The organism is Alteromonas sp. MMG017 (assembly GCF_018100795.1).
Lineage (GTDB): Bacteria > Pseudomonadota > Gammaproteobacteria > Enterobacterales > Alteromonadaceae > Alteromonas.
The window spans coordinates 166,419-189,429 of record NZ_JAGJDY010000003.1 but is presented as its reverse complement, the minus strand read 5'-3'; the positions used below and the strand labels follow the sequence as shown (position 1 = coordinate 189,429).

Sequence of the window (23,011 nt, the reverse complement as noted above, 5' to 3'; positions counted from 1 at the left end):
ATTGGTTAGCAAAGGAATGATGTGAATATTCATTATTTTAGCCAACTTTCGGTAATGGCAATGAAAAGCCATTGAACTGAATGGTGGCATGGGTAAGAATAACGCCCACATTAAGATATACAGCAATGCAGCGCTTTAAGGTTGAACAAAGGGATTTTGCCCACAGTGTTCCCTTAGCGAAATTCAGCTACAAAATAAATCAGGAGACAACATGCCCTCTCGTCGTGAACTTGCCAATGCCATCCGTGCTTTAAGCATGGACGCTGTTCAACAGGCCAAATCTGGTCACCCAGGCGCCCCTATGGGGATGGCTGATATTGCCGAGGTACTGTGGGGTGATTTTCTATCACACAACCCTGCAAATCCGTCTTGGGCAAACAGAGACCGCTTCGTGCTTTCAAACGGTCACGGCTCTATGCTGTTGTACTCTTTGCTTCATCTTTCAGGCTATGAACTGCCTATTGAAGAGCTTAAGAACTTCCGTCAGCTACATTCTAAAACGCCAGGGCATCCAGAATATGGATACGCCCCTGGTGTTGAAACAACTACTGGCCCGTTAGGTCAAGGCGTAAGTAACGCAGTAGGTATGGCGCTAGCTGAGAAAGTATTAGCGGCGCAGTTTAACCGTGACGGTCACGATATTGTCGATCACTACACATACACTTTCATGGGCGATGGTTGCCTTATGGAAGGTATTTCTCATGAAACTTGTTCCCTTGCTGGCACATTAGGCCTTGGTAAACTTATCGGTTTCTGGGATGACAATGGCATTTCAATTGACGGTGAAGTTGAAGGTTGGTTTACCGACGACACGCCAGCACGCTTTAAAAGCTACGGCTGGGAAGTGATTGAAGGTGTTGACGGTCATGATCCAGAGCAAATTAAAGCAGCCATTGAGCAAGCTAAATCGAACAGCGCTCAGCCTACGCTTATTTGCTGTAAAACCGTGATTGGTTTTGGTTCGCCAAACAAAGAAGGCACTGAGTCTTGTCACGGTGCACCATTAGGTGATGACGAAATCATTGCTACTCGCGAAAAGCTTGGGTGGAAACACGGTGCGTTTGACATTCCAGACGATATTTATGCCGGTTGGGATGCGAAAGCCAAAGGTGGCGACGCTGAAAGTGCGTGGAACGATGCCTTCGCAGCATACGAAAGTGCTTACCCTGAATTGGCGGCTGAATTTAAGCGTCGTGTCAATGGCGACTTGCCAGCAGACTTCAGCGATAAAGCCGATAAAATCATTGCTGATTTGCAAGCTAACCCGCAAAACATAGCGTCACGTAAAGCATCACAAAATGCATTAAACGCATTTGGCCCATTACTACCAGAGCTGCTAGGCGGTTCTGCCGACTTGGCGGGTTCAAACCTCACTATTTGGGATGGCAGTAAAGGCGTTGAAGCCACTGATGCTTCAGGTAACTACATTTACTACGGTGTACGTGAATTCGGTATGTCAGCCATGATGAACGGTATTACCCTTCATGGTGGTTTTAAAGCCTACGGCGCCACTTTCCTAATGTTTATGGAATACGCTCGTAATGCGGTACGTATGGCGGCACTAATGAAGCAACCTGCTATTTTCGTATACACTCACGATTCAATCGGTTTGGGTGAAGATGGCCCAACGCATCAGCCAGTAGAACAAGTAGTAGCACTACGTGCTACACCAAACCTAGATAACTGGCGTCCATGTGACCAAGTTGAATCTGCTATTGCATGGAAGTTCGCGATAGAGCGTAACGATGGCCCTTCAACATTGATATTCACTCGCCAAGGTTTGCCACAGCAAACGCGTGATGAACAGCAAGTTGCTGACGTTGCCAAAGGTGGTTATGTGCTTAAAGATTGCGCAGCTACGCCTGAATACATCTTTATTGCCACTGGTTCTGAAGTTCAACTTGCCGTTGAAGCAGCAGATAAACTAAGTGCAGATGGCAAAGCAGTTCGCGTAGTTTCTATGCCTTCTACCGACGTTTTCGACCGCCAATCGGCAGATTATCGTGAAAGCGTATTGCCTTCTAGCGTAACTAAGCGTGTTGCAGTTGAAGCACTATCGAAAGAAAGCTGGTACAAATATGTAGGTTTCAACGGCGCCATCATTGGTATGGATACGTTTGGTGAATCAGCACCTGCAGGTGACTTGTTCAAACACTTTAATATTACTACTGATGCAGTGGTAGAGGCAGCATTGTCTCTTAGCTAACGAGGTCGCCGCAGTCTATGGTAAACATTGCCATAAACGGGTTTGGTCGTATTGGTCGCAATGTATTGCGTGCGCTTTATGAAAGCGGACGCAATAGCCACTTCAACGTGGTTGCGATTAATGATGTCGCTAAGCCAGAAGGTATTGCTCACTTATTAAAATACGATACCGCCCATGGGCGGTTCGGTTTTGATGTGGCACTAGATAACAACACACTAAACGTAGCAGGCGATGCTATTCGCTTGTTAGCACAACCTGATATTAACTTACTGCCTTGGCGAGAAATTGGGGTGGATATTGTACTGGAATGTACAGGTAAGTTTGATGATAGGGTGTCAGGTCAATCGCATATTAATGCGGGGGCAGGTAAAGTGCTCTTCTCTTCTCCGGGTTCCCCCGATTTAGACAATACCGTGATTTTTGGTACCAACGATGACACGCTAAAAGCGGAGCATAAGTTGGTGTCTAATGGGTCGTGTACAACCAACTGCATTGTGCCGGTTATTCAAGCGCTAGACGCAGCCTTTGGGGTTGAAAGCGGAACGATTACCACTATTCACGCATCTATGCACGATCAGCAAGTTATCGATGCTTACCACCCCGATTTACGTCGTACTCGCGCAGCCAGTCAGTCTATTATTCCAGTAGACACACGGTTAGCCGCGGGAATAGAACGTATTTTGCCTAAATTTGCAGGTAAATTTGAAGCTATTGCGGTACGGGTGCCAACCATTAATGTTACTGCAATGGATTTAAGTGTAACCTTAAGTACGCAAGTAACTATTGCTGACGTTAATCAGGCATTGAAGCGAGTGAAAGCAGGGCGATTGCAGGGTATTTTAGATTATACTGAAGAGCCGCTAGTTTCTGTTGATTTCAATCACGATCCTCATTCTTGTATTGTGGATGGTACGCAAACCCGCGTTAGTCATAAGCAACTGGTAAAAACACTGGTGTGGTGTGACAACGAATGGGGTTTTGCAAACAGAATGCTCGACACCGCGCAAGCAATGTATGACGCAAGCTAATTAAGAATTTTGCTGCCAAGGTTGGTAGCGCCAGCCTTGGCAGCTTTCACAGTTATTCGATTAACAAGGGAAAGACAATGGCAATTCCAAGTATGAGTGATTTGGCCTTAAACGGTCAGCGCGTATTAATTAGACAAGACTTAAACGTGCCAGTAAAAGATGGCGTAGTGACCTCTGATGCGCGTATTAAAGCTTCCATCCCAACTATTAAAGCGGCGCTAGATGCTGGTGCTGCGGTAATGGTAATGTCACATTTAGGCCGCCCTACAGAAGGCGAGCCAGCGGAAGAATTCTCACTTCAGCCTGTTGTGAATTATTTGAACGACGCGTTAGACGTACCGGTTACCCTAGAAAAAGACTATTTAGACGGTGTTGATGTAGCACCAGGTTCTTTGGTTATTCTAGAAAACGTACGCTTTAATGAAGGCGAGAAAAGCGACGACGAAACCCTATCAAAGCAATATGCAGCCCTTTGCGATATCTTCGTAATGGACGCATTTGGCACCGCCCACCGCGCACAAGCGTCTACCCACGGTGTGGCAAAATTTGCCACTAAAGCGTGTGCAGGCCCACTTCTTGCGGCAGAGCTAGATGCCCTAGGCAAAGCGTTAGATAATCCTAAACGCCCTATGGTTGCGATTGTAGGCGGTTCTAAAGTTTCGACGAAACTTACCGTACTTAAAACCTTAGCTGAAAAAGTTGACCAACTTATTGTTGGCGGCGGTATTGCCAATACGTTTATTGCCGCGCAAGGTCATAACGTAGGTAAGTCTTTGGTAGAAATGGATTTAACTGAGCAAGCGAAGCAGTTAATGAGCGATGCAGTCGCCAATGGCGGGAATATTCCAGTACCTACCGATGTAGTAGTGGGTAAAGCTTTCGATGAAAATACAGAAGCAACACTTAAAGCCGTTAGTGATGTCGCTGACGATGATATGATTTTTGATATCGGCCCTGATTCATCAAAAGCCCTTGAAAGCATTATTAAAAATGCGGGTACTATTGTATGGAATGGCCCAGTAGGTGTATTTGAATTTGAACAGTTCAGTGCAGGTACAAAGGCGTTAGCCGAGGCTATTGCTGATAGCGATGCGTTCTCAATTGCAGGTGGTGGTGATACACTGGCAGCAGTAGATAAATATGAAATCGCTGATAAGATATCTTATATCTCTACAGGTGGTGGTGCGTTTCTAGAGTTTTTAGAAGGCAAAACATTACCTGCAGTAGCCATGCTAGAAGAAAAAAACAAATAAAATTAGCAGACTACTAAAAAATCGATTCCGATTTTCGCCGGCGATACATTGAAGTACGTCGGCATATAACGATAAACCCTACACCTGTTCTTAGAGCAGTATTATAAAAAAGGAGTGTTGCAATGGCATCACAAGCACAGCAGGCCATGCTAGATAAACTTAAAACGCAGGTTGGTTTTATTGCAGCTTTGGATCAAAGCGGCGGAAGTACACCAAAAGCGCTACGTTTATATGGCATTGAAGAGTCAGAATACAGTTCTGACGAAGAAATGTTTAACCTTGTTCACCAAATGCGTACACGTATTATCACCAGCACCCCTTTCAGTGGCGAGCGGGTTTTAGGCGCTATTTTATTTGAAAATACCCTAGACCGTGAAATTGAAGGCATGTCTACTGCGCACTATCTGTGGCAGAAGAAGCGCGTTATTCCTTTCTTGAAAGTGGATAAAGGGCTTGTTGAAGAGAGCAACGGTGTACAGGTGATGAAGCCGATTGTTGGTCTAGATGCGTTACTGGCTAAAGCCGTTGCGCAAGATGTTTTTGGTACTAAGATGCGTTCAGTGGTAAAACTGGCAAATCATCAAGGTATCAAAGATGTGGTAGAGCAGCAGTTTGAAGTAGGTAAGCAAATTATCGCAGCAGGTTTAGTGCCTATCATTGAGCCTGAAGTGGATATTCATAGCCCTCAAAAAGCGGAAGCAGAAGCACTGCTTAAACTTGAAATTCTCACTCAGCTTAATTTGTTGAGCGAAGGCCAAGAAGTGATGTTAAAGCTAACACTGCCTAATGAAGCTAACTTCTACAAAGAGCTTGTTGATCACCCTCGTGTACTTAAAGTGGTAGCGTTGTCTGGCGGTTACAACCGTGAAGAAGCCAATGCGAAGCTTTCAGAAAACCAAGGCATTATCGCAAGTTTCTCTAGAGCGCTAACTGAAGGTGTTTCTGACAAACAATCTGATGACGAGTTTGCAGCTACACTAGATGGTGCAATTGAAGGTATTTACCAAGCTTCAAAAGCATAAGTTTTTTTTATTGAAAGGGGCGCTGAAAGCGCCCCTTTTTTTTAGCTACACCCATTCCCCTATCTTTTTTACTAGCTGTTCCGATTCCCTTGTACTCATTCCCCCTGTTTAGGTCAAAATCTTACCAAATCGGCCCCAAATTCATCTTACAACCACGTTTACTCACCGTTTATTTTTAAAACAGATGATTTATTCCGTAAGATAAAGAAACACCAATAAAAATATCAGGGGTTCCATGTTTTCAACTCAAATTGTTAATTGCCAGCTCAGGCAAGGTAGGCGAGGTTTTCGTGTTACAACGCGTATAACCGTATTCTTGCTATGCATCTTTACAGGCCTTTCATCATTCTCATACGCCGAGGATGAGAATGAAGACACTGATAATAATATGTTTTTTCAATCTGAAGATATATTTGATTTAGAGTACGTGAGTGATGTACGGGTATCGCCCAATGGTAAACAAGTCGCCTACGTTCGCCGCTCCAATGACATTATGTCGGACAGCACACGCTCGAACATCTGGCTGGCATCAGTGGATGGAAAGTCTCATCGGCCATTATTATCATCTAAGAAAAGTTACTATTCTCCAAGGTGGTCGCCAGATGGTAAGCGACTCGCCTATTTGTCTAATGAAGAAGGCAAGCCTCAGCTTTACGTGCGTTGGATGGATACAGGGCAAACAGCCCTAATCACCAATGTAACTTCATCCCTTGGCAATATCACCTGGTCTCCTAACGGTAAACATATCGCATTTACCATGAGTGTGAATGTTGAAGAAAAGCCCCTTAAAGTCAATTTGCCTAAGAAGCCGAAAGACGCAAAGTGGGCACCTAAATTTGAGTACATTACCAAAGCCCGTTATCAAGCTGACGGTAAAGGAATTTTAGAACCTGCTTATACGCATATATTTATAGTTTCAACTGATGGTGGCACGGCTAGGCAACTAACCTCTGGTAATTATCATCATAGGGGAGGTGTAAGCTTCTCTCCTGATTCGCAAAAAATATACTTCTCGGCCAATCGCAGTGATAACTGGGAATATGAGCCGGTGGAATCCGATATCTTTACGGTAAATATGCAAGGTGATATTGAGCAGCTTACCGACTTTAAAGGCACGGAGTCCGCTCCGGTAGTATCACCGAATGGAAAGTATGTGGCGTATTCACGTCGTAGTGACGATAAAGTGATGTATAAAAACCGCTATTTATACATCATGAATGCAGATGGTACTGATCACAAAAACCTTACCGCTGATATCGATAATTCGGTGTCTAACTTTCAATGGAAAGGCAACAAGAGTATCTACTTTCAGCAATCGGTACGCGGCCTTGCTCAGGTTGATATTGTTACGCTATCTGGCAAGGTTAAATCTGTTGCTAAAGGCTTAGGGGGCACCACGTTAGGGCGTCCTTACGTATTTGGTATGTACCATGCTTCCGACAACGTAGTGGCTTATACCAAAGGGCGTACCGATCGCCCCGCAGATGTATTTGTTACCACTCGTAACGAACAACAACTCACGTTTTTGAACGAAGATGCGCTAGGTCATAAGCAGCTTGGTGAAGTTAATGAAATTGTATATCGCTCGTCGATTGACGATGAGGAAATTCAAGGCTGGTATATTTTGCCGCCTAATTACGATGAAACGAAAAAGTACCCGCTTATTTTAGAGATTCACGGTGGACCAAACTTGGCTTACGGCCCTGTGTTTACTGCCGAGCTACAGCGTATGGCCGCTGAAGGATATATTGTATTTTATGATAACCATCGCGGTAGCACGGGTTATGGCGAGCGCTTTGCACTGTTACTGCAAGGTAAGTACAGTTCTAAGTACGATTTTGCCGATCATATGTCTGGTGTTGATGCGCTTATCGATAAGGGCCTAGTCGACCCTGAGAAGCTCTTTATTACAGGCGGCTCTGCAGGAGGAATAGCATCAGCTTATGCTATAGGGTTAACTAACCGCTTTAAAGCCGCTGTTGTTGCTAAACCGGTTATTAACTGGCTTTCAAAGGTACTTACTGCTGACTCAGGGCTATATCAAATTCCTTTTCAGTTTCCCGCTAAACCATGGGAAAATATCGCGCATTACTGGGAACGCTCTCCGCTTTCTCTAGTGGGGAATGTAACAACGCCAACCATGTTGATTACCGGTACAGAGGATAAGCGCACGCCTTCATCTGAAGCCGAGCAGTTTTACCAAGCGCTTAAGCTTCAAAAAGTGGATACGGTATTAGTGAAAGTGCCAGGCTCTCCTCATGGCATCGCTTCAAAACCTTCCCGAATGATAGGCAAGGTAGAGAATATATTGGCATGGTTTAAGAAGTATTCCGCCGAGCAGAAAGACGAGGAATAATTGATTTCACGCTGTTGTAAAACCTAAAGCGTAAAACGCAAAAAGGGAGCATTAATGCTCCCTTTTTATTATTCGTAACCCGACCTACGGAAACCGGCTTATTTAATAGAAAGCGTTAAGTCTAACGCTTTCCAATAGGCACTTTCTCGAATCAAATCGGCTGCTAAAATGGGCTTTTCTTCTAACCAATCTTTAGGAAAAGTAAGGCTTAAGCCGCTCTTATCTACATCAATTTCTATATCGGGCAAGAAGCCCTCTTGGCGTTTAATATTAAGCAACGCGCCAATGCGCAGCAAGGCGATAAGCTTTTTAACCGCTGCTAAATCATACAAGTTAAAATTAGGAAGGTCGTTAGCCCGTACTTTCTTTCTATGAAAGCGCACGAGCGTAGCTAATAACTCTTGTTGTTCTTGCGTAAACCCAGGCATATCTACGTTAGCCAGAATATAGGCACTGTGGCGCTGTACACCGCGAGAGTTAATTTGAATGCCCACTTCATGCAACAACGCCGCCCAACCCAACATACTTTTGAAGTCGTGATGTTTAAGTTTCCATGCCTTTTCAGCATGGCTAAAGAGATTAAGTGACGTGTTAAGCACTAGTGTGGCTTGTGCGGTATCAACATCATAACGGGTGGCCAAGCTGCTAGCAGTTCTACCCCGTATATCGGCATGATGCAGTTCATCTTCCATTTGGTAAATCACCCCTTCGCGCAAGGCGGCAGGGGAATAAACTAAGGTATCTATCTCTAAGGCTTTAAATACTGCAATTAAAATAGCCAAGCCGCCGGCAATAACCACGCGTCTATCTTCAGTTAAATCAGGGTAGCTAAGTTTGTCGATATGGCCTGCACTAATAAATTGCTTCATTAGGTTACGCAGGCTTTTTAGCGTAACGGGAATATCGTGATCGTTGGGTTTATCTTGTTGGCACAGTGTGAACAACGAGCGAATCGTGCCCGACGTACCTACACATTGCACCCAACCTAATTTTCGGTACTTATCTTGAATAAATTCAAGCTCTTGTTCAGCGGCAGTAATGGCCAGCTCAAAAGCTTTGTTTTTTAAAGTCCCATCTGGGAAGAAGCGCTTAGTGTAGCTAACACAGCCCATTTGTAAGCTTCTACAAATAAGTGGGTTAAACCCTTCGCCAATAACAAACTCAGTAGACCCACCGCCAATATCTACCACTAGTTGCTGACCATCAGCATGGTTAGTATGTGCTACGCCAGAGTAAATTAGGCGGGCTTCTTCCACCCCTGAAATTACTTCTACGGGGTAGGGCAGAATATCTTTTGCAGCATTAATGAAGTTGTGGGCGTTTTTGGCTTTGCGCAGTGTGTGCGTGGCCACAATACGCACCGAGTCGGGTTCAAAACCGCGTAGACTTTCAGCCACAATACGTAGCATTTTTAGGCCACGCTCCATGGCTTCGTCAGACAAGATGTTATCGTCGTCTAAGCCTTCAGCCAATCGCACTTTTTGCTTAACTCGGTGCAGAATTTGAACAGACCCTGCAACAATACGCGCTACCACAAGGTGAAAGCTATTCGAGCCAATATCTAACGCGGCTACTTTATTAACCTCACGGCTTTCAACGGTATCAAAAACGGATTCATGCTGAGTCATTTCATGCTGAGTCATTTCATGCTGAGTCATTTAGGGTTCTATTTTCCTGCTTCTTTTTCTTCTTCTTTCACAAGATAGTCGTAAATTTCTATTTGTGAACGTAATTTTTTACGATTGCCTCGGGCAACGTACTTGTTGCTTTGTTCCTTGTCAATCACTCTCGCTTTCAGCGTATCACGGAATTGTATATCCATAATATCGACAATGCGCTGTTGCAGGTTTTTATCGTATATAGGGCAACCGACTTCAATGCGATTATCCATGTTACGGGTCATCCAGTCAGCAGAGGAAATAAACACTTTTCTCTCACCGCCGCCTTCAAATACCATCACCCTAGGGTGTTCTAAGAATCTATCTACAATAGATATTATTTCGATGTTTTCACTAATACCTTTTAAGCCAGGTATTAACGAACACATACCACGCACGATACCGCGAATTTTCACCCCAGCTTGGCTGGCGCGATATAAATCATCCATCAATTCATTATCTACAAGGTTATTAATCTTGAAGGTGATTTGCGCTGGACGGCCTTCTTTCAAATGCTGAATTTCTTGGCGAATCAGCGACTGAATACGGGTTCTGGCATTTAAAGGTGAAATTTGTAAATGCTGGAATTTATACCGGCGGAACGGATATTGAATTAAATCGAACACGGCTACTGCTTCATTGGCCAATTCTTGGTTTCTGGTGAACAAGCTGTAGTCCGTATAGATTTTCGCGGTTTTTTCGTTGAAGTTGCCCGTACCGAAATGCGCATAGTTAATCATAGCGCCACGTTCTTCACGGGTGATCACGCAAAGCTTTGAGTGAATCTTTAAGGTAGGCACGCCGAGAACCACACGAATACCCGCATCAGTCATACGTTTAGACCACTCAATGTTGGCTTCTTCGTCGAAACGGGCGCGAAGTTCAACGACTACGGTAACTTTCTTACCGTTGTCTACCGCATCAATTAGCGAGTTGATAATACGAGAGTTGCTGGCCACACGATAAATATTAATGCGAATAGCTTTTACGCTAGGGTCGAATGCCGCTTGGCGCACAAATTCAGTCACATGCAGGAATCGGTGATACGGGTAGTACAGCAGAATGTCGTGGGCGGTAATGGCATCGAATACCGTATTGAATTTAGAAAAGGCATTACTGTCGATAGCTGGTAGTGGTGCATGCTCTAAGTATTCGCGGCCCACGTTTGGAAAGCCAATGAAATCTTTAAAGTTACGATAATGCCCTGCAGCATGCATGGTATCGAGCTTGGTTATACGTAAACGCTTACGCAAATCCTGCATCATATCTTCAGGCATATCGTTATCGTAAATAACCCGAACAGGCTCGGCAATTAAGCGCTGTTTCATGCTCTCAGACATTTTCTCTACATAGCTTTCGTCAATTTCGTCATTAATAGAGTATTCGGCGTCTCGAGTCATCTTGAATGAAAACGACTCTACCTCGTCAAATTTTACAAAGCCGCGGAAGATGTCTTCTAAGCAAAGCTGAATCATGTCATCCAGCATAATAATATGCTTTTTCTTCCGGCTTTTTTCCGGCGGAATAAGCATAAAGCGAGACATGTCAGATGTAGGAACCTGAATAACCGCATAGCGAGTATTGCGGTCTTTACGTCGAAGGGCGACGTATAAATAAACCGATGTGCCATTGAGTCGGCTTAACAAGTCCATCTTCTTATCAATAATAATTGGGGCTATATGGCGAAGCACCTTATTCACAAAGAAATTGCGCACCCACTGCTTTTGATAGTCATTTAATTCATGCTTTCGCAAAATATGAATGTTGTAACGTGCAAGCGCTTTTAATACGTCTTTGTGGATATGGTCGAACTTGTCGGAAAGCTGTACTACTTTCTGCTGGATAATAGCCATTAACGCTGTTTGTTTTTCAGCTTCTTCTTCGTTGCCATCATTTTGGGCAATGGTAATTTGGCGTTTTACGTCAGCAGCACGAACACGATAAAATTCGTCAAGATTATTGGAGTAAATACCTAAGAACCGTATACGTTCTACAACAGGGTTGTTTTTATCAGCAGCTTCCTGCAAAACCCTTTCGTTAAATGCTAGCCAACTAAGCTCTTTGGGATAATATAATTCTGGGTTATCCATAATTTATCGTTTTTTCACTTCTTAAAATGGCCAAAGACTGACATCAGTCAGTGACATTACTGTGACAACCCCTAGATATAATAGGGTTAATTCGTAGTCCTTTACCTCAACGAGGTGGTTTGAAACCTTATTGTGTCGCTAGGGCCTTATTGTGTCGCTACGGCCTTACTGCTTGGCCTGTATGTCCACTACCAAGTCGTTCGCCAACGATTCAAGGGCATCTTGCAATGCATCGTCATCAAAATCTTCAGGTACTGCAATAACCGCATTGGCCTTAAAGATTAAACTTCCCCAGTTAGGCGCGCTTTCGCAACGTGATGAAAAGTTGAGGATGTTAAGGTTAAATTGGTTTAGCACTGAAGTTAGCTCTTGCACTATGCCTGCTTTGTCGTTACCCATGACATCAACGGTAAGTTGATTCGTTAATGTATTGGTTGCGGTATTCACGGCCACAGACTGAACCGATAAATCGGAAATGGCATTTAGGGCATCAACCAGTTTTTCGTTCTCGTCAGCGGGAACGTGTACTTCAACAAAACCGGTAAACATGCCTGCCATATGCGCAAAGCTTGAACCTTGCCAATTGCCTTTGTGCTGGTAAATGCACTTAGCTAGCGCATCAACCAAACCCGGCTTGTCTTTACCCATAATACTGATAATGAGCGATTGCATGAGAAACTCCTATTTCAGAATCTGTAGAAATACGTTTGCTACTGTGGTTTTACGGTAATACCATAAGTCACACTGAAAAAGCGCTACTGGTTAGTATTGCTAATAAACCTTGATAACAATAGTGTTTGAGGCAGCCTACTTTAGGCGTATTCACCCGAATTAACCTAAAAGTTTTCGCTTGCTATTAGCATAACAAAACTTACACTGCTCACCAGTGTAATTTACACCTGATAATATTATTAAATAAGAATGACTTCCTACAGCGATAGCATTAATAGAAAACGCCAGCGCAACGATAGGTGGGGGCGGTATATCGTCACCGGCTTTGGTGGTTTGGTATTGCTGACGCTGGTTATCTTAATTTCGCACCTAGTTAGTCAGGCTTTACCCTTGGCGTTAGTGCCTAATATTGAGAAAGAGCACCAGTTCGCATTACCCCAAGGCAGCCATGTTGAAAACGCCGGCGATTTGCTTGGCGGCCAGTTAGTGGTAATTAGCGGCGAGGAATGCCGCTTTGGCTTATTTGGCTACAATGATAATAATATCACTAAGCATCATGACTATATTCGCCCTTGTGATCATCAATTGTCGACTACCTCATTAATGGGCGAAAATGCAATTGTGGATATCTCCGCTGGTGGACAAGTTCGCGTGGTGCCCGTCAGGTCGTTAGCGTATCGCAGTGTATTGATTGCGAATAATTCAGATCCTATAGGTCAGTCTTCAAGCCTAGCATCCTCAACAATATCTTTTGCACTACCGAGCAAATATTGGTCACAAACTTCGTCCTGGCATTTTGCGTTGTCATCGAAGTGGGCGGCAATAGCGCTACATACACCATCGGGTACTTTTATTCGCTGGGTCAATCAACTTAACCCCACGCAAATGATTGATAAGTTCTTTGCCAATGTTGATAAAGTACATTTGTTGCCTGGAGCACAAATGATGTTGGTAGAAAAAGAGGGGCATTTGTTCCTTTCACGTCTTTTGGAGGATGAATCAGAACTCTCGCTATTAACGTCGTTCAATAAGTCCAGCAGCCACGACACTTCTATTTTAAGCCTAGAAAAAGACAGAACCTTTTTCCTACAAGATGACGCAAACCAGGTTAGCCGGTGGGTATTACATCGCGATGCTAACAAGCTTGGCTTCATTGAAACTTACCAGTTCTCGTTAAATGTGGGCGAACGGTTGGTTGATATAAAAGAGCATGCCAGTATTAATGTGGTGGCAGCGCTTACTGATAAACAACACCTACTATTTATCAACCGAGTATCAGGTGAAGTGGTCACAACCATAGATTTACCCGAACCTATACAATCAGTCTCTTGGTTCGGTAACCGACTTTACGGCTATAATGATGACGCTATTTTCATTTGGCAGGCAAACCACCTAAGCGGTATTACTACGTGGCGCTCGCTATTTGCGCCGCAACATTATGAGGGATATACCGACGCAGATACGGTGTGGCAAACCACAAACGCCACCGACTTCCAAGAAGCGAAGTTTAGTCTTACGCCATTAATAATAGGTAGCATGAAGGCATCGCTACTGGCGTTATTTATTGCCATTCCAGTAGCAATCGGCGCAGCCATTTACACCGCCTTTTTTGCCAAAGAGCGACTTCGCCATGCGCTAAAACCCGCCATTGAGATGCTTGAAGCGGTTCCCAGTGTACTTATTGGCTTTATCGCCGCCATTTGGCTATCACCCATGGCCGAACAATTTCTTTTCTCTTTTGCTTTTTTTCTTATTGTTATTCCATTTGTATTAATTGCAGTAGCCTTTGTTCAACGCCCCGTTGCCGATCGCTTGCCGGCTAAAATTAGACATGGTGCTGAGTTAGGCTTTGCGTTACTTGGCGTATTTATACTGGGTTATATCAGTGTGGTATGGGCGCCAGAGTGGTTCTTTAGCGTCATTAATGTAGATGGTTTTGACATGCTAGCCGCTGAGTCTGATAGCCCTATAGGTAAAACGACGATAGTGGTGGCGCTAGCGCTGGGCGTCGCTATTTCACCGAGTATTTACTCTATTGCTGAAGATGCCATTGGTGGTGTGCCCGATGAATTAAAGCACGCCTCGTTTGCGTTAGGGGCTACGCGGCTTCAAACCCTCAAGCATGTGGTATTGCATGTTGCCTTTCCGGGCATTATGGCGGCGATAATGCTTGGATTTGGTCGCGCATTTGGGGAAACCATGATTGTACTTATGGTGACAGGGAACACGCCGATATCTAGTTGGGGCTTAATTGAGGGCTTACGTGCATTAACGGCCAACTTAGCCATAGAATTACCCGAAGCCGATGTGTCATCGGCGCATTATCAAATTCTTTTCTTTACCGCTGGCATACTCTTTATTTTCACCTTTGTTGTAAATACGATTGCTGAATTTACTCGTCAACGCCTACGCAGTAGATCTTATTATGAATAATATTTTCAATGGAGGCTTTAACGCCGTTCATCGTCAGTCGTTAGTTATATCGTTAACGGCGTTTTTCACGAGCTTATTATTAATTGCTTTGGTCAGTGTGTTATTCCTTATCACCTTTCGTGGCGGTGCGTATTTTTGGCCCGAGCCCATTTACAATGTGACTTATAAAGTTCCTGCAACCAATGAAAGCGCTCTGTCTGACAATAGGATGTTCGCTCAGCTTTATATGGCTGACGAAAACGAGCAAATATATCAAGTTCACTTTGCTGACGAGAAAAGCCCGTATGGTTCACAAATGCAGTTGGCCAGCGCGCATATCATCAACAAAGAACTTGCTTATGGCAGTGCCGAAATAAAAATTAAAGATGGGCGCTTCGTATTGGGGCAGCCTGAATTTTTAACCACACCGGACAGTCGGCGGGAAGATTTATCGCTGTTTTCAGACATTCAAGACAGAGTATCGGCACTAAGTGCGCAAATAGAGAAAATCAGAAGCGAGCGACTATCGCCCATTCATGAGTCGTTGGCATCACTAGATAGCAAAGGTGTGGATCAAAATGCGCCGGCAAGAAAGCGCTTAGAGACGCAGTTCGAACGCTGGCAGCACGAAGTTATCCACTTAGAGGAAGAGCGAGACGAATATGAACTCAGTGTTACTTTTGCCAATGCGCAAGCGTACGCTATTCGAGTATCTGAAATTAAAAGCGTCGATTATGTAAGCCAGCTTAACTATTTTGAAAAGTGGCAGGTGGCATTGCGTCGTATCGGGACCTTCCTGACTGATTCACCCAAACAGGCGAATACGTCTGGTGGGGTGTATCCCGCGCTATTTGGCACTGTGCTAATGGTATTTTTAATGACCATTATAGTGACGCCGTTTGGCGTGCTGGCAGCGATTTATTTAAGTGAATACGCCCCTGATACGCCGTTTACCACCGCCATAAGAATAAGCGTTAGCAATATGGCAGGCGTTCCTTCAATTGTTTATGGGGTTTTTGGTTTAGGCTTTTTTGTTTATACCTTGGGCGGCAATATAGATGCACTTTTCTTTGCAGATAAATTGCCTGCACCCACCATGGGAACCCCAGGTGTATTTTGGGCGAGTTTAACAATGGCTATTTTAACCTTGCCGGTGGTTATCGTTGCCACCGAAGAAGGCTTGCGACGAGTACCCGAGGGGTTAAAGCGGGGGAGTTATGCCCTCGGTGCCACCAAGGTTGAAACTATCGCTAAAACCATTCTGCCCATAGCGTCACCTGGAATAATGACAGGCGTTATATTAGCGATTGCGAGGGCGGCTGGTGAAGTCGCACCTTTAATGTTAGTTGGGGCGGTCAAATTTGCCCCTACGCTACCTATAGACGGCGAGTTCCCGTATCTGCATCTAGAAAGACAATTCATGCACTTGGGCGTACTCATTTATGACGGCGCCTTTCATAGTCATACTGATGCGAAGAATTCTTCAATGATGTTTGCCGCCTGCTTGCTGCTACTAATCGTGGTATTTGTATTGAATGTGCTTGCAGTTATACTAAGAACGCGGTTAAGAAAGCGCTATTTACAAGGGTAACCTTTTACATGCTGAAGTTGTTTGAACGCAATACGCTCAACGTGGCTGACATCACAGATGACACCACGGCTATCGATGTGCGTAACCTCAATTTATGGTTTGGAAATAAGCATGTGCTTAACGACATTTCAATGCGTATTCCAAAAAATAAGATCACCGCATTAATCGGACAAAGTGGGTGCGGAAAATCTACCCTAGTAAACTGCTTTAACAGGCTTAACGATTTGTACGACGGCTGCAAATACGAAGGCGAAATTATTATTGGTGGTCGTAATATCAATAGTAAAAAGGTGAACGTATCGCGGCTACGTACGCAGGTAGGTATGGTATTTCAGCGGCCTAACCCTTTTCCCATGAGTATTTACGATAATGTTTGTTACGGGCTTCGCCTGCAAGGCATTAAAACCCGACGCCACTTAGACGATGCAGTAGAAAGTGCATTAAAAGAAGCAGCATTATGGGATGAAGTTAAAGACAGATTGTTTGAATCGGCTAATGCGTTATCAGGCGGTCAGCAGCAGCGCTTAGTTATTGCCAGAGCACTAGCCCTGAAACCCGATATTTTGTTACTAGATGAGCCTACCTCGGCGCTCGACCCATTAACGACCTTGTTTATTGAAGAATTAATGGCTGAGCTTAAGAAGCGTTGTACCATCGTGATTGTTACCCACAATATGCAGCAAGCCTCTCGAGTTTCAGATTACACGGCGTTTTTCCATCAGGGGCGATTGGTTGAATACGCAGACAGCGATTCGCTATTTACCATGCCAGAGAAGAAACAGACTGAAGATTATATTACTGGCCGCTACGGCTAATGAGCCAAATCAGCAGTAGCGAATAGGAGCGATACGATGCGTCAGGTTGCACTGAATACCCATATTTCCGGAACCTTTAATATCGAGTTAGAAAACTTAAGAAACTCGGTGTTAACCATGGGCGGCGAAGTAGAGCAGCAATTACTAGATACCTTAAAAGCGCTTAAATTAAATCACCCTGGCTTGGCTGAAAAAGTGGTGTTGAATGACCTTAAGATTAATTCTATGGAAATTCAGATAGACGAAGAATGTATTCGGATTATTGCCAAGCGCCATCCTACCGCAAGCGATCTTCGCCTAATCATGACCATATCTAAAGCCATTACTGACATTGAAAGAATGGGCGATGAAATAGAACGTATTGCTAAGCTGGTCACCCGCAACAAATTACCTAGCTCTGACACTATCAAAAGCAGCATGTTGTTAATCGGCGAACGAGTAGCGGCGATGATGCGGGGTACGTTCGATGCCTTTGCGCGTCAGGATGAAAGTGCGGCCTTGGCGGTATATAAACAAGACAACCGAATAGACAGCGAGTATAAACGCTTACTCACTTACACCACCACAGAAATGGAAAAAACCACAGAAGATATGCAAGACTGGCTAGACGTATTGTGGGCTATGCGTTCATTAGAGCGTATTGGCGATAGGTGTAAAAACGTGTGCGAATACGTGGTTTATTTAACCAGAGGGACAGATGTAAGGCATACGCCACTAGAAAACATTCACCAAAAGTTAGAAGATTTGACTTAAAAATTGGTCAAAAACTGTCACAAAACCGCAATACTTGCCCAAATTATCATCGTATGAATTTAATTCCGTTGCGTTTTCTGTTTTTTCGTAGATTTTCACTATGGCTCTGCAGACGATTACGCTATCATGCGCCGCAGCAAAGTATAATTCGTGCAAAAAATAATCTAAGCCTATGCTAAGAAACGTTTTGCCGTGTAACTATCATTTTTTGTCTACATCACAGCCGCATATTTGTCGGGTGATGTGGCAGTAGCTAGCTTAAATCGCGTAAAGATCAGGAGCGGTTATCCGTGGAATTTTTCGAGAGTTATGGTCTCATTCTTATTCTCCTTGCTGCCGGTGTCGGCTTCATTATGGCTTGGGGTATTGGTGCAAATGACGTCGCCAATGCAATGGGAACATCTGTTGGTTCTAAAGCGTTAACGATAAAACAGGCAATTATTATTGCTATGGTTTTTGAATTCGCCGGAGCATACTTAGCGGGTGGGGAAGTTACCTCTACCATACGTAAAGGTATTATTGATCCAGATTATTTTTCTGCTATCCCTGAGTACCTTGTGCTCGGTATGATTTCTTCCTTGTTTGCAGCGGGTATATGGTTAGCCTTTGCATCTTGGTTGGGATGGCCTGTATCTACCACTCACTCTATTATTGGCGCTATTATCGGTTTCACCGCAACTGGCGTAAGTATGGACGCGGTAGCGTGGGGTAAAGTAGGTGGTATTGTTGGTAGTTGGGTAGTAACGCCAGCTATCTCGGGCATTATTGCTTATCTCATCTTCATGAGCGCCCATAAACTTATCTTTGAAACCAAATCTCCGTTTGAAAATGCCAAGCGTTATGTTCCGTTTTATATGGCACTAGCAGGCTTCATTATGTCGCTCGTTACCATTAAAAAAGGACTAAAGCATGTAGGCTTGGAAGTGAGCGCTGTTAACGGTTATATATTGGCTGTGATTATCGCTATTGTGTTGGCCATAGTTGGTAAATGGTTTATTGGCCGTATGAAGTTCAGTGGTTCAGAAGACGCTGATTTACAAGCTGCTAATGTGGAAAAAGTGTTCGCCTTACTGATGGTTGTTACTGCCTGCTGTATGGCTTTTGCCCATGGTTCAAATGATGTTGCTAACGCTATTGGGCCATTGGCTGCGGTAGTGAGTGTGGTGACATCTGGCGGTGAAATTAATGCTAGTGCCAACCTAGCATGGTGGATCTTACCGCTTGGTGGCTTAGGTATTGTGCTTGGTTTAGCTATATTCGGTCATCGCGTAATTAAAACTATCGGCCAAGGTATTACTCACCTTACACCAAGCCGTGGTTTCGCCGCTGAATTAGCCGCCGCCACTACGGTTGTGATAGCGTCAGGCACTGGCCTTCCTATTTCGACTACGCAAACCTTGGTAGGTGCAGTATTAGGTGTGGGGCTTGCTAGAGGGGTGTCTGCGCTTAATCTTGGGATAGTAAGAAATATCGTGGTGTCGTGGATTGTTACCCTGCCTGCAGGTGCTATCCTTTCTATTATTTTCTTCTTCGCACTAAAGGCAGCCTTCGGCGTTTAATTGCCTATTAAAATTTGAAAACAAAAAACCGCGTTAAACGCGGTTTTTGTTTTTCTAAATAACGCTTATTTTTGACTAGCGCGGTAGCCTCGGCTTTTTGTATGACTTGCGCTTAAGTGGCTACTTTTAAGCGCTTATTCTTCAGCTTGTTCAGATTCATCAAGCTTGATGGGAGAGTCAAACCCTTCAGGCTTAATGCCTACCACAGCGCAGTTAAGTTGTTGAATAGTCTCTTCTGCCGTACCGCCCATAATAAAGCCTGGCACCCCAATGCGAGCCACTGTACCCATAACAATCACATCAGTGTTAAGTGATTTTGTGGTAGCCGCTATTTCTCTTCGAGGGTACCCATGCACGATATGTTTTTCAGGTTGCAAGAAATCAATAATGTCAGGAGCTAGCTCACTTTCTAATTCGCTCAATAACGATTCAAGGGCTTGCTCTCTTTCATCATGAATTTTTGCGAGATCGGTTTCCATTTGGTCGTTGTCTACGCTAATAAAACCATCTCGTACAATGTTCTCAGGAACCGCATCAAAAACGTGCACAATATGAAGCTGCGCAAACTCCAACATGGCGATGCGGGCAGCATGACGTAATATGTCTAAATTCAGCTTTTTACGAATTGAGATTTCGTGTTTAGGGTAGTGGTAATTTAAATCGAGTGCCGCCACCACGTTTTTATATTGGCTACGGCTCTTCTTACTCAACACCCAAACCGGACAGGGGCATTTACGAAACAAGCGTATATCTAGCCCACCAAATAGGCGGTCTAAAAAGCCTTCTTCACTTCGTTTAATAACCAAGTCGTAATCGTGCCTTAGCACGTCAGTTACAATATCAATCAGTGGGTGACCAATTTTAACCACGGTTTGCACGGGGTACTCTTTCGACCAGGTTTCTTCCTGCTCAGTTAGCCAATGTTTTGCCTGAGACTCCATAGATTGGTGTGAGTCAATATAGGCAAAAGACTCCATTACCATATTGGCATTAGGCGGCAAAGCTTCTAAGGTAAGCATGATAGTTAAAGATGCTTGATTACTCTTTGCAATATGAATGGCCTGGGCAACTACATCGTCTTGTCGGTGTGAGTCACTAAGTACACATAAAATATTAGTAAAATGGCTGTCCATAGAAATCCTTAGCTATTAATGCGCTATATGTTCTTATACTTCATCCTAACGCTTGAATTGCATGCTTGCTACCTTGAAAGCATGATTTACATCATAACAAAGGTCGATTTCATAAAAGGGTAATAACCGTATTCTTATTGGGTCTTTGTAATCTTTGTGCTAGATTAAAACTTAATTTTCTAATCAGTAAAGAGTTGTTATGAAGTGGCCTAATCTCAAACACTTACATTACCTAGTTACCCTATATCAAGAGCAGCATTTTCACCGGGCTGCCCAGCGCTGTAATGTAAGCCAATCTACATTGAGCACGGCAATTCAAAACCTAGAAGAACATTTTGGTAGCCAGTTGCTTGAACGGGAACACAAAACTTTTGTGTTTACTTCTTTGGGGTTAGATATAGTTGAGCGAAGCAAGTTGTTGCTGCAAGAAGCCGGTGAGCTGGTGGAATACGCACAAAATGCGGGAAATTGGCAACGAGGTACACTTAAGTTGGGGGTTATCCCAACCATCGCGCCCTTTTTATTTGAAGGTATGCTGGGAGCATTTAACGCATTCTTGCCTGACATCAACGTAGAGATGCAAGAAGACACCACAGAAAAGCTGCTTCAGCAGTTAATCGATGGGCGATTAGATTTACTTATTTTAGCGTTACCCATGGAGACCCCTGGATGTAAGCAAATGGTATTGGGGCACGACCCGTTCCATCTTGTGGCCCATGAAGAAATGGCTGACAAACTGCCCGACCCCGTCGATATCGCTTCTTTACCCAAGAAAAGTATTTTCTTGCTGCAACAAGAGCACTGTATGACCGGCCACGCGGTAAGCGCGTGCAACCTGCAGCACAGTGACCAAATTAGCTCGGTAGCGGCCAGCAGCTTGTACACCTTGGTTCAGCTAGCAAACAGTAAAATGGGTTATACCTTCTTACCCGAGCTTGCCATTAACCAATCTATCTTGGCTCATACCAACTTAAAAAGTTTTGCCGCCGAAGAGCAAGGCTTTAGAGAAATAGGTTTAGTGTGGCGTTCAGGCACCACGCGTATGCAATTGTTCCGTCGTATTGGCGAAATCATCTCTCCACTTCTACCTGTCCCCACCCTTAAATAATGTTTTTGGCGAAAAAGTTTCAAACTTTTTCGCCCACTGCTTCGACTCTAAGAGTAGGGAATATAAAAAACACCTATATCGCGGGGAACGCAGTGTTCATAAAACGGGATGAAAAGCTCGTACAACAAGCATTAAAAGGCAATAGAAAAGCGTGGTTCACGCTTATTTCACGCTATGAAACGGCCATGTACCAATACGGTATTCGCATGACCGGAAGTAGCCATGACGCCTCTGATTTGATGCAGGATATCTTTGTCTCGGTTTATCGAAGCCTAGCGAATTATCGCGGCGACGGCACGTTTAAAAGCTGGCTGTATCGTATAGCACATTGCCGATGCATGGAGTTGTACCGAAAGCGAAAAGCCTTTACCGACATTGATGATATTCCAGAGCCTTTATGCGAGACATCATGCCCTGAAATGCAGCTTACGAGCGACCGCCAAAGTCGGGCGGTAACGCAAGCTATGCAGGCTTTGCCGTTGACACAAAAAGCCGTGGTAGAGCTCAAATTCTTTGGGCAGTTCACCTTTGAAGAAATTGCAGAGCAAATGGATATTTCAGTGAATACTGCCAAGTCGCGTTTGTATAGCGCACTAACCAAATTAAAGTTGGAGTTGGAATAAATGAATCAACCTGACCATAGCAATGAAGCATTAATTATCGCGTGGGTAACAAACAGTCTTACCGAAGAACAAAAAGCCTCGTTTTCTAAAAAATACGCCCAAGATAGCGTTTTTGCGGCGGCGGCTGATAATGCCAGTTTACTGGCTGGCAGCGCCAGTGAATTTGTTACACCTCCAGTGCCTGATTGGAATAAAGCGCAGCTATTTCCGGCACAAGATAAATCGAGCTGGTTTCAGTGGCAAGGCTTCCCCGCACTGGCTTGTGCGCTATCAGCCGTTGCTATTGTATTAGTGTTTACGGGTATGCCCAATAAAGATAATGGGAAGTCATTAACGGCTAAGGCACCAAACACTGTGAATGCTGAGCAGCTATCGAACTTGGTTGCTGAGCAAGTACGTGTGCAAGTGCAGCAGCAAGTAGAAAAACAGCGGGAAATGTACCAAGAAGCGAATCAAGTGTTGTTTAAAGAATATGCGCAATCACTTGCGGTACAGCAACAGCAGACGAGTGCCGATCTAACTCAGTATTTATTGGCTTCTAGTCGAGATGCACGTAAGCAAGATTTTGCTGAGTTACTTCAATTTATTAACGATCAGCGTATTGATGATCAGCGATTTTACGCCCGTCAGTTCAGTAAATTACAAGATGAAATTGATGGCATAGGTATGGGGTATAGCGTTGTGCTTCCCAATTCAAATTCAGTGTCTACAGAAGACGAATAACCAATAGGT

The 23,011-nt window shown here is 44.2% G+C and carries 17 protein-coding genes; 13 read left to right on the top strand and 4 right to left on the bottom strand.

Annotated features, from left to right (window positions below):
- Positions 1–211 precede the first annotated feature (211 nt).
- From tkt to J8L84_RS05530, 5 genes are all read left to right on the top strand, one after another.
- Positions 212–2,206 carry a transketolase gene (gene tkt, locus J8L84_RS05550; protein WP_211069825.1) on the top strand — a complete coding sequence of 665 codons (1,995 nt, stop codon included), beginning with the start codon at positions 212–214 and terminating at the stop codon, positions 2,204–2,206.
- 17 nt (positions 2,207–2,223) lie between these two features.
- Positions 2,224–3,234: an erythrose-4-phosphate dehydrogenase gene (gene epd, locus J8L84_RS05545; protein WP_211069824.1), complete on the top strand. Its 1,011-nt coding sequence runs from the start codon at positions 2,224–2,226 to the stop codon at positions 3,232–3,234.
- A 77-nt stretch (positions 3,235–3,311) separates the two neighbouring features.
- The gene (locus J8L84_RS05540) at positions 3,312–4,487 is read left to right on the top strand and encodes a phosphoglycerate kinase (protein WP_211069823.1); all 1,176 of its coding nucleotides are present in this window, start codon (positions 3,312–3,314) and stop codon (positions 4,485–4,487) included.
- Between the two features lie 122 nt (positions 4,488–4,609).
- Complete coding sequence (locus tag J8L84_RS05535; RefSeq protein WP_057793695.1) at positions 4,610–5,509, top strand: fructose bisphosphate aldolase; 900 nt, start codon at positions 4,610–4,612, stop codon at positions 5,507–5,509.
- Between the two features lie 316 nt (positions 5,510–5,825).
- A complete protein-coding gene (locus tag J8L84_RS05530) occupies positions 5,826–7,865 on the top strand; it encodes a S9 family peptidase (RefSeq protein WP_247670607.1) in 2,040 nt (679 codons plus the stop codon).
- Between the two features lie 98 nt (positions 7,866–7,963).
- Here the strand turns inward: J8L84_RS05530 and ppx are convergent, their stop codons facing one another.
- The 3 genes from ppx to J8L84_RS05515 all read right to left on the bottom strand — a co-directional run bounded on the left by ppx (position 7,964) and on the right by J8L84_RS05515 (position 12,285).
- Positions 7,964–9,493 carry an exopolyphosphatase gene (ppx, locus tag J8L84_RS05525; RefSeq protein ID WP_211070032.1) on the bottom strand — a complete coding sequence of 510 codons (1,530 nt, stop codon included), beginning with the start codon at positions 9,491–9,493 and terminating at the stop codon, positions 7,964–7,966.
- Between the two features lie 38 nt (positions 9,494–9,531).
- Positions 9,532–11,613: a polyphosphate kinase 1 gene (gene ppk1 / locus J8L84_RS05520; protein WP_211069821.1), complete on the bottom strand. Its 2,082-nt coding sequence runs from the start codon at positions 11,611–11,613 to the stop codon at positions 9,532–9,534.
- 165 nt (positions 11,614–11,778) lie between these two features.
- Complete coding sequence (locus J8L84_RS05515) at positions 11,779–12,285, bottom strand: ACT domain-containing protein (RefSeq protein WP_211069820.1); 507 nt, start codon at positions 12,283–12,285, stop codon at positions 11,779–11,781.
- Between the two features lie 249 nt (positions 12,286–12,534).
- Between J8L84_RS05515 and J8L84_RS05510 the strand changes: the two genes are divergently transcribed.
- The 5 genes from J8L84_RS05510 (at position 12,535) to J8L84_RS05490 (ending at position 19,415) form a co-directional block, all read left to right on the top strand.
- Positions 12,535–14,718 carry an ABC transporter permease subunit gene (locus J8L84_RS05510; protein ID WP_211069819.1) on the top strand — a complete coding sequence of 728 codons (2,184 nt, stop codon included), beginning with the start codon at positions 12,535–12,537 and terminating at the stop codon, positions 14,716–14,718.
- The gene (pstA, locus tag J8L84_RS05505; RefSeq protein ID WP_211069818.1) at positions 14,711–16,288 is read left to right on the top strand and encodes a phosphate ABC transporter permease PstA; all 1,578 of its coding nucleotides are present in this window, start codon (positions 14,711–14,713) and stop codon (positions 16,286–16,288) included. Before J8L84_RS05510 ends, pstA begins: the two co-directional genes overlap by 8 nt.
- Positions 16,289–16,296: 8 nt before the next feature.
- On the top strand, positions 16,297–17,103 hold the full coding sequence (pstB, locus tag J8L84_RS05500) for a phosphate ABC transporter ATP-binding protein PstB (protein WP_057793688.1): 807 nt from the start codon (positions 16,297–16,299) through the stop codon (positions 17,101–17,103).
- Positions 17,104–17,139: 36 nt separating this feature from the next.
- The gene (gene phoU, locus J8L84_RS05495) at positions 17,140–17,856 is read left to right on the top strand and encodes a phosphate signaling complex protein PhoU (protein WP_211069817.1); all 717 of its coding nucleotides are present in this window, start codon (positions 17,140–17,142) and stop codon (positions 17,854–17,856) included.
- 290 nt (positions 17,857–18,146) lie between these two features.
- Positions 18,147–19,415, top strand: coding sequence for an inorganic phosphate transporter (locus J8L84_RS05490; protein WP_211069816.1), 1,269 nt, complete (start codon positions 18,147–18,149; stop codon positions 19,413–19,415).
- 134 nt (positions 19,416–19,549) lie between these two features.
- Here J8L84_RS05490 and J8L84_RS05485 read toward each other — a convergent pair whose 3' ends face one another.
- On the bottom strand, positions 19,550–20,548 hold the full coding sequence (locus tag J8L84_RS05485) for a universal stress protein (protein WP_211069815.1): 999 nt from the start codon (positions 20,546–20,548) through the stop codon (positions 19,550–19,552).
- A gap of 199 nt (positions 20,549–20,747) precedes the next feature.
- On the opposite strand from J8L84_RS05485, the gene J8L84_RS05480 reads away from it, so the two are divergent.
- The 3 genes from J8L84_RS05480 (at position 20,748) to J8L84_RS05470 (ending at position 23,002) form a co-directional block, all read left to right on the top strand.
- Entirely contained in the window at positions 20,748–21,656 is a 909-nt protein-coding gene (locus tag J8L84_RS05480; RefSeq protein WP_211069814.1) for a hydrogen peroxide-inducible genes activator, read from the top strand.
- A 92-nt stretch (positions 21,657–21,748) separates the two neighbouring features.
- Positions 21,749–22,279: a sigma-70 family RNA polymerase sigma factor gene (locus J8L84_RS05475; protein ID WP_211069813.1), complete on the top strand. Its 531-nt coding sequence runs from the start codon at positions 21,749–21,751 to the stop codon at positions 22,277–22,279.
- A complete protein-coding gene (locus tag J8L84_RS05470; RefSeq protein WP_211069812.1) occupies positions 22,280–23,002 on the top strand; it encodes a hypothetical protein in 723 nt (240 codons plus the stop codon).
- Positions 23,003–23,011: the final 9 nt, after the last annotated feature.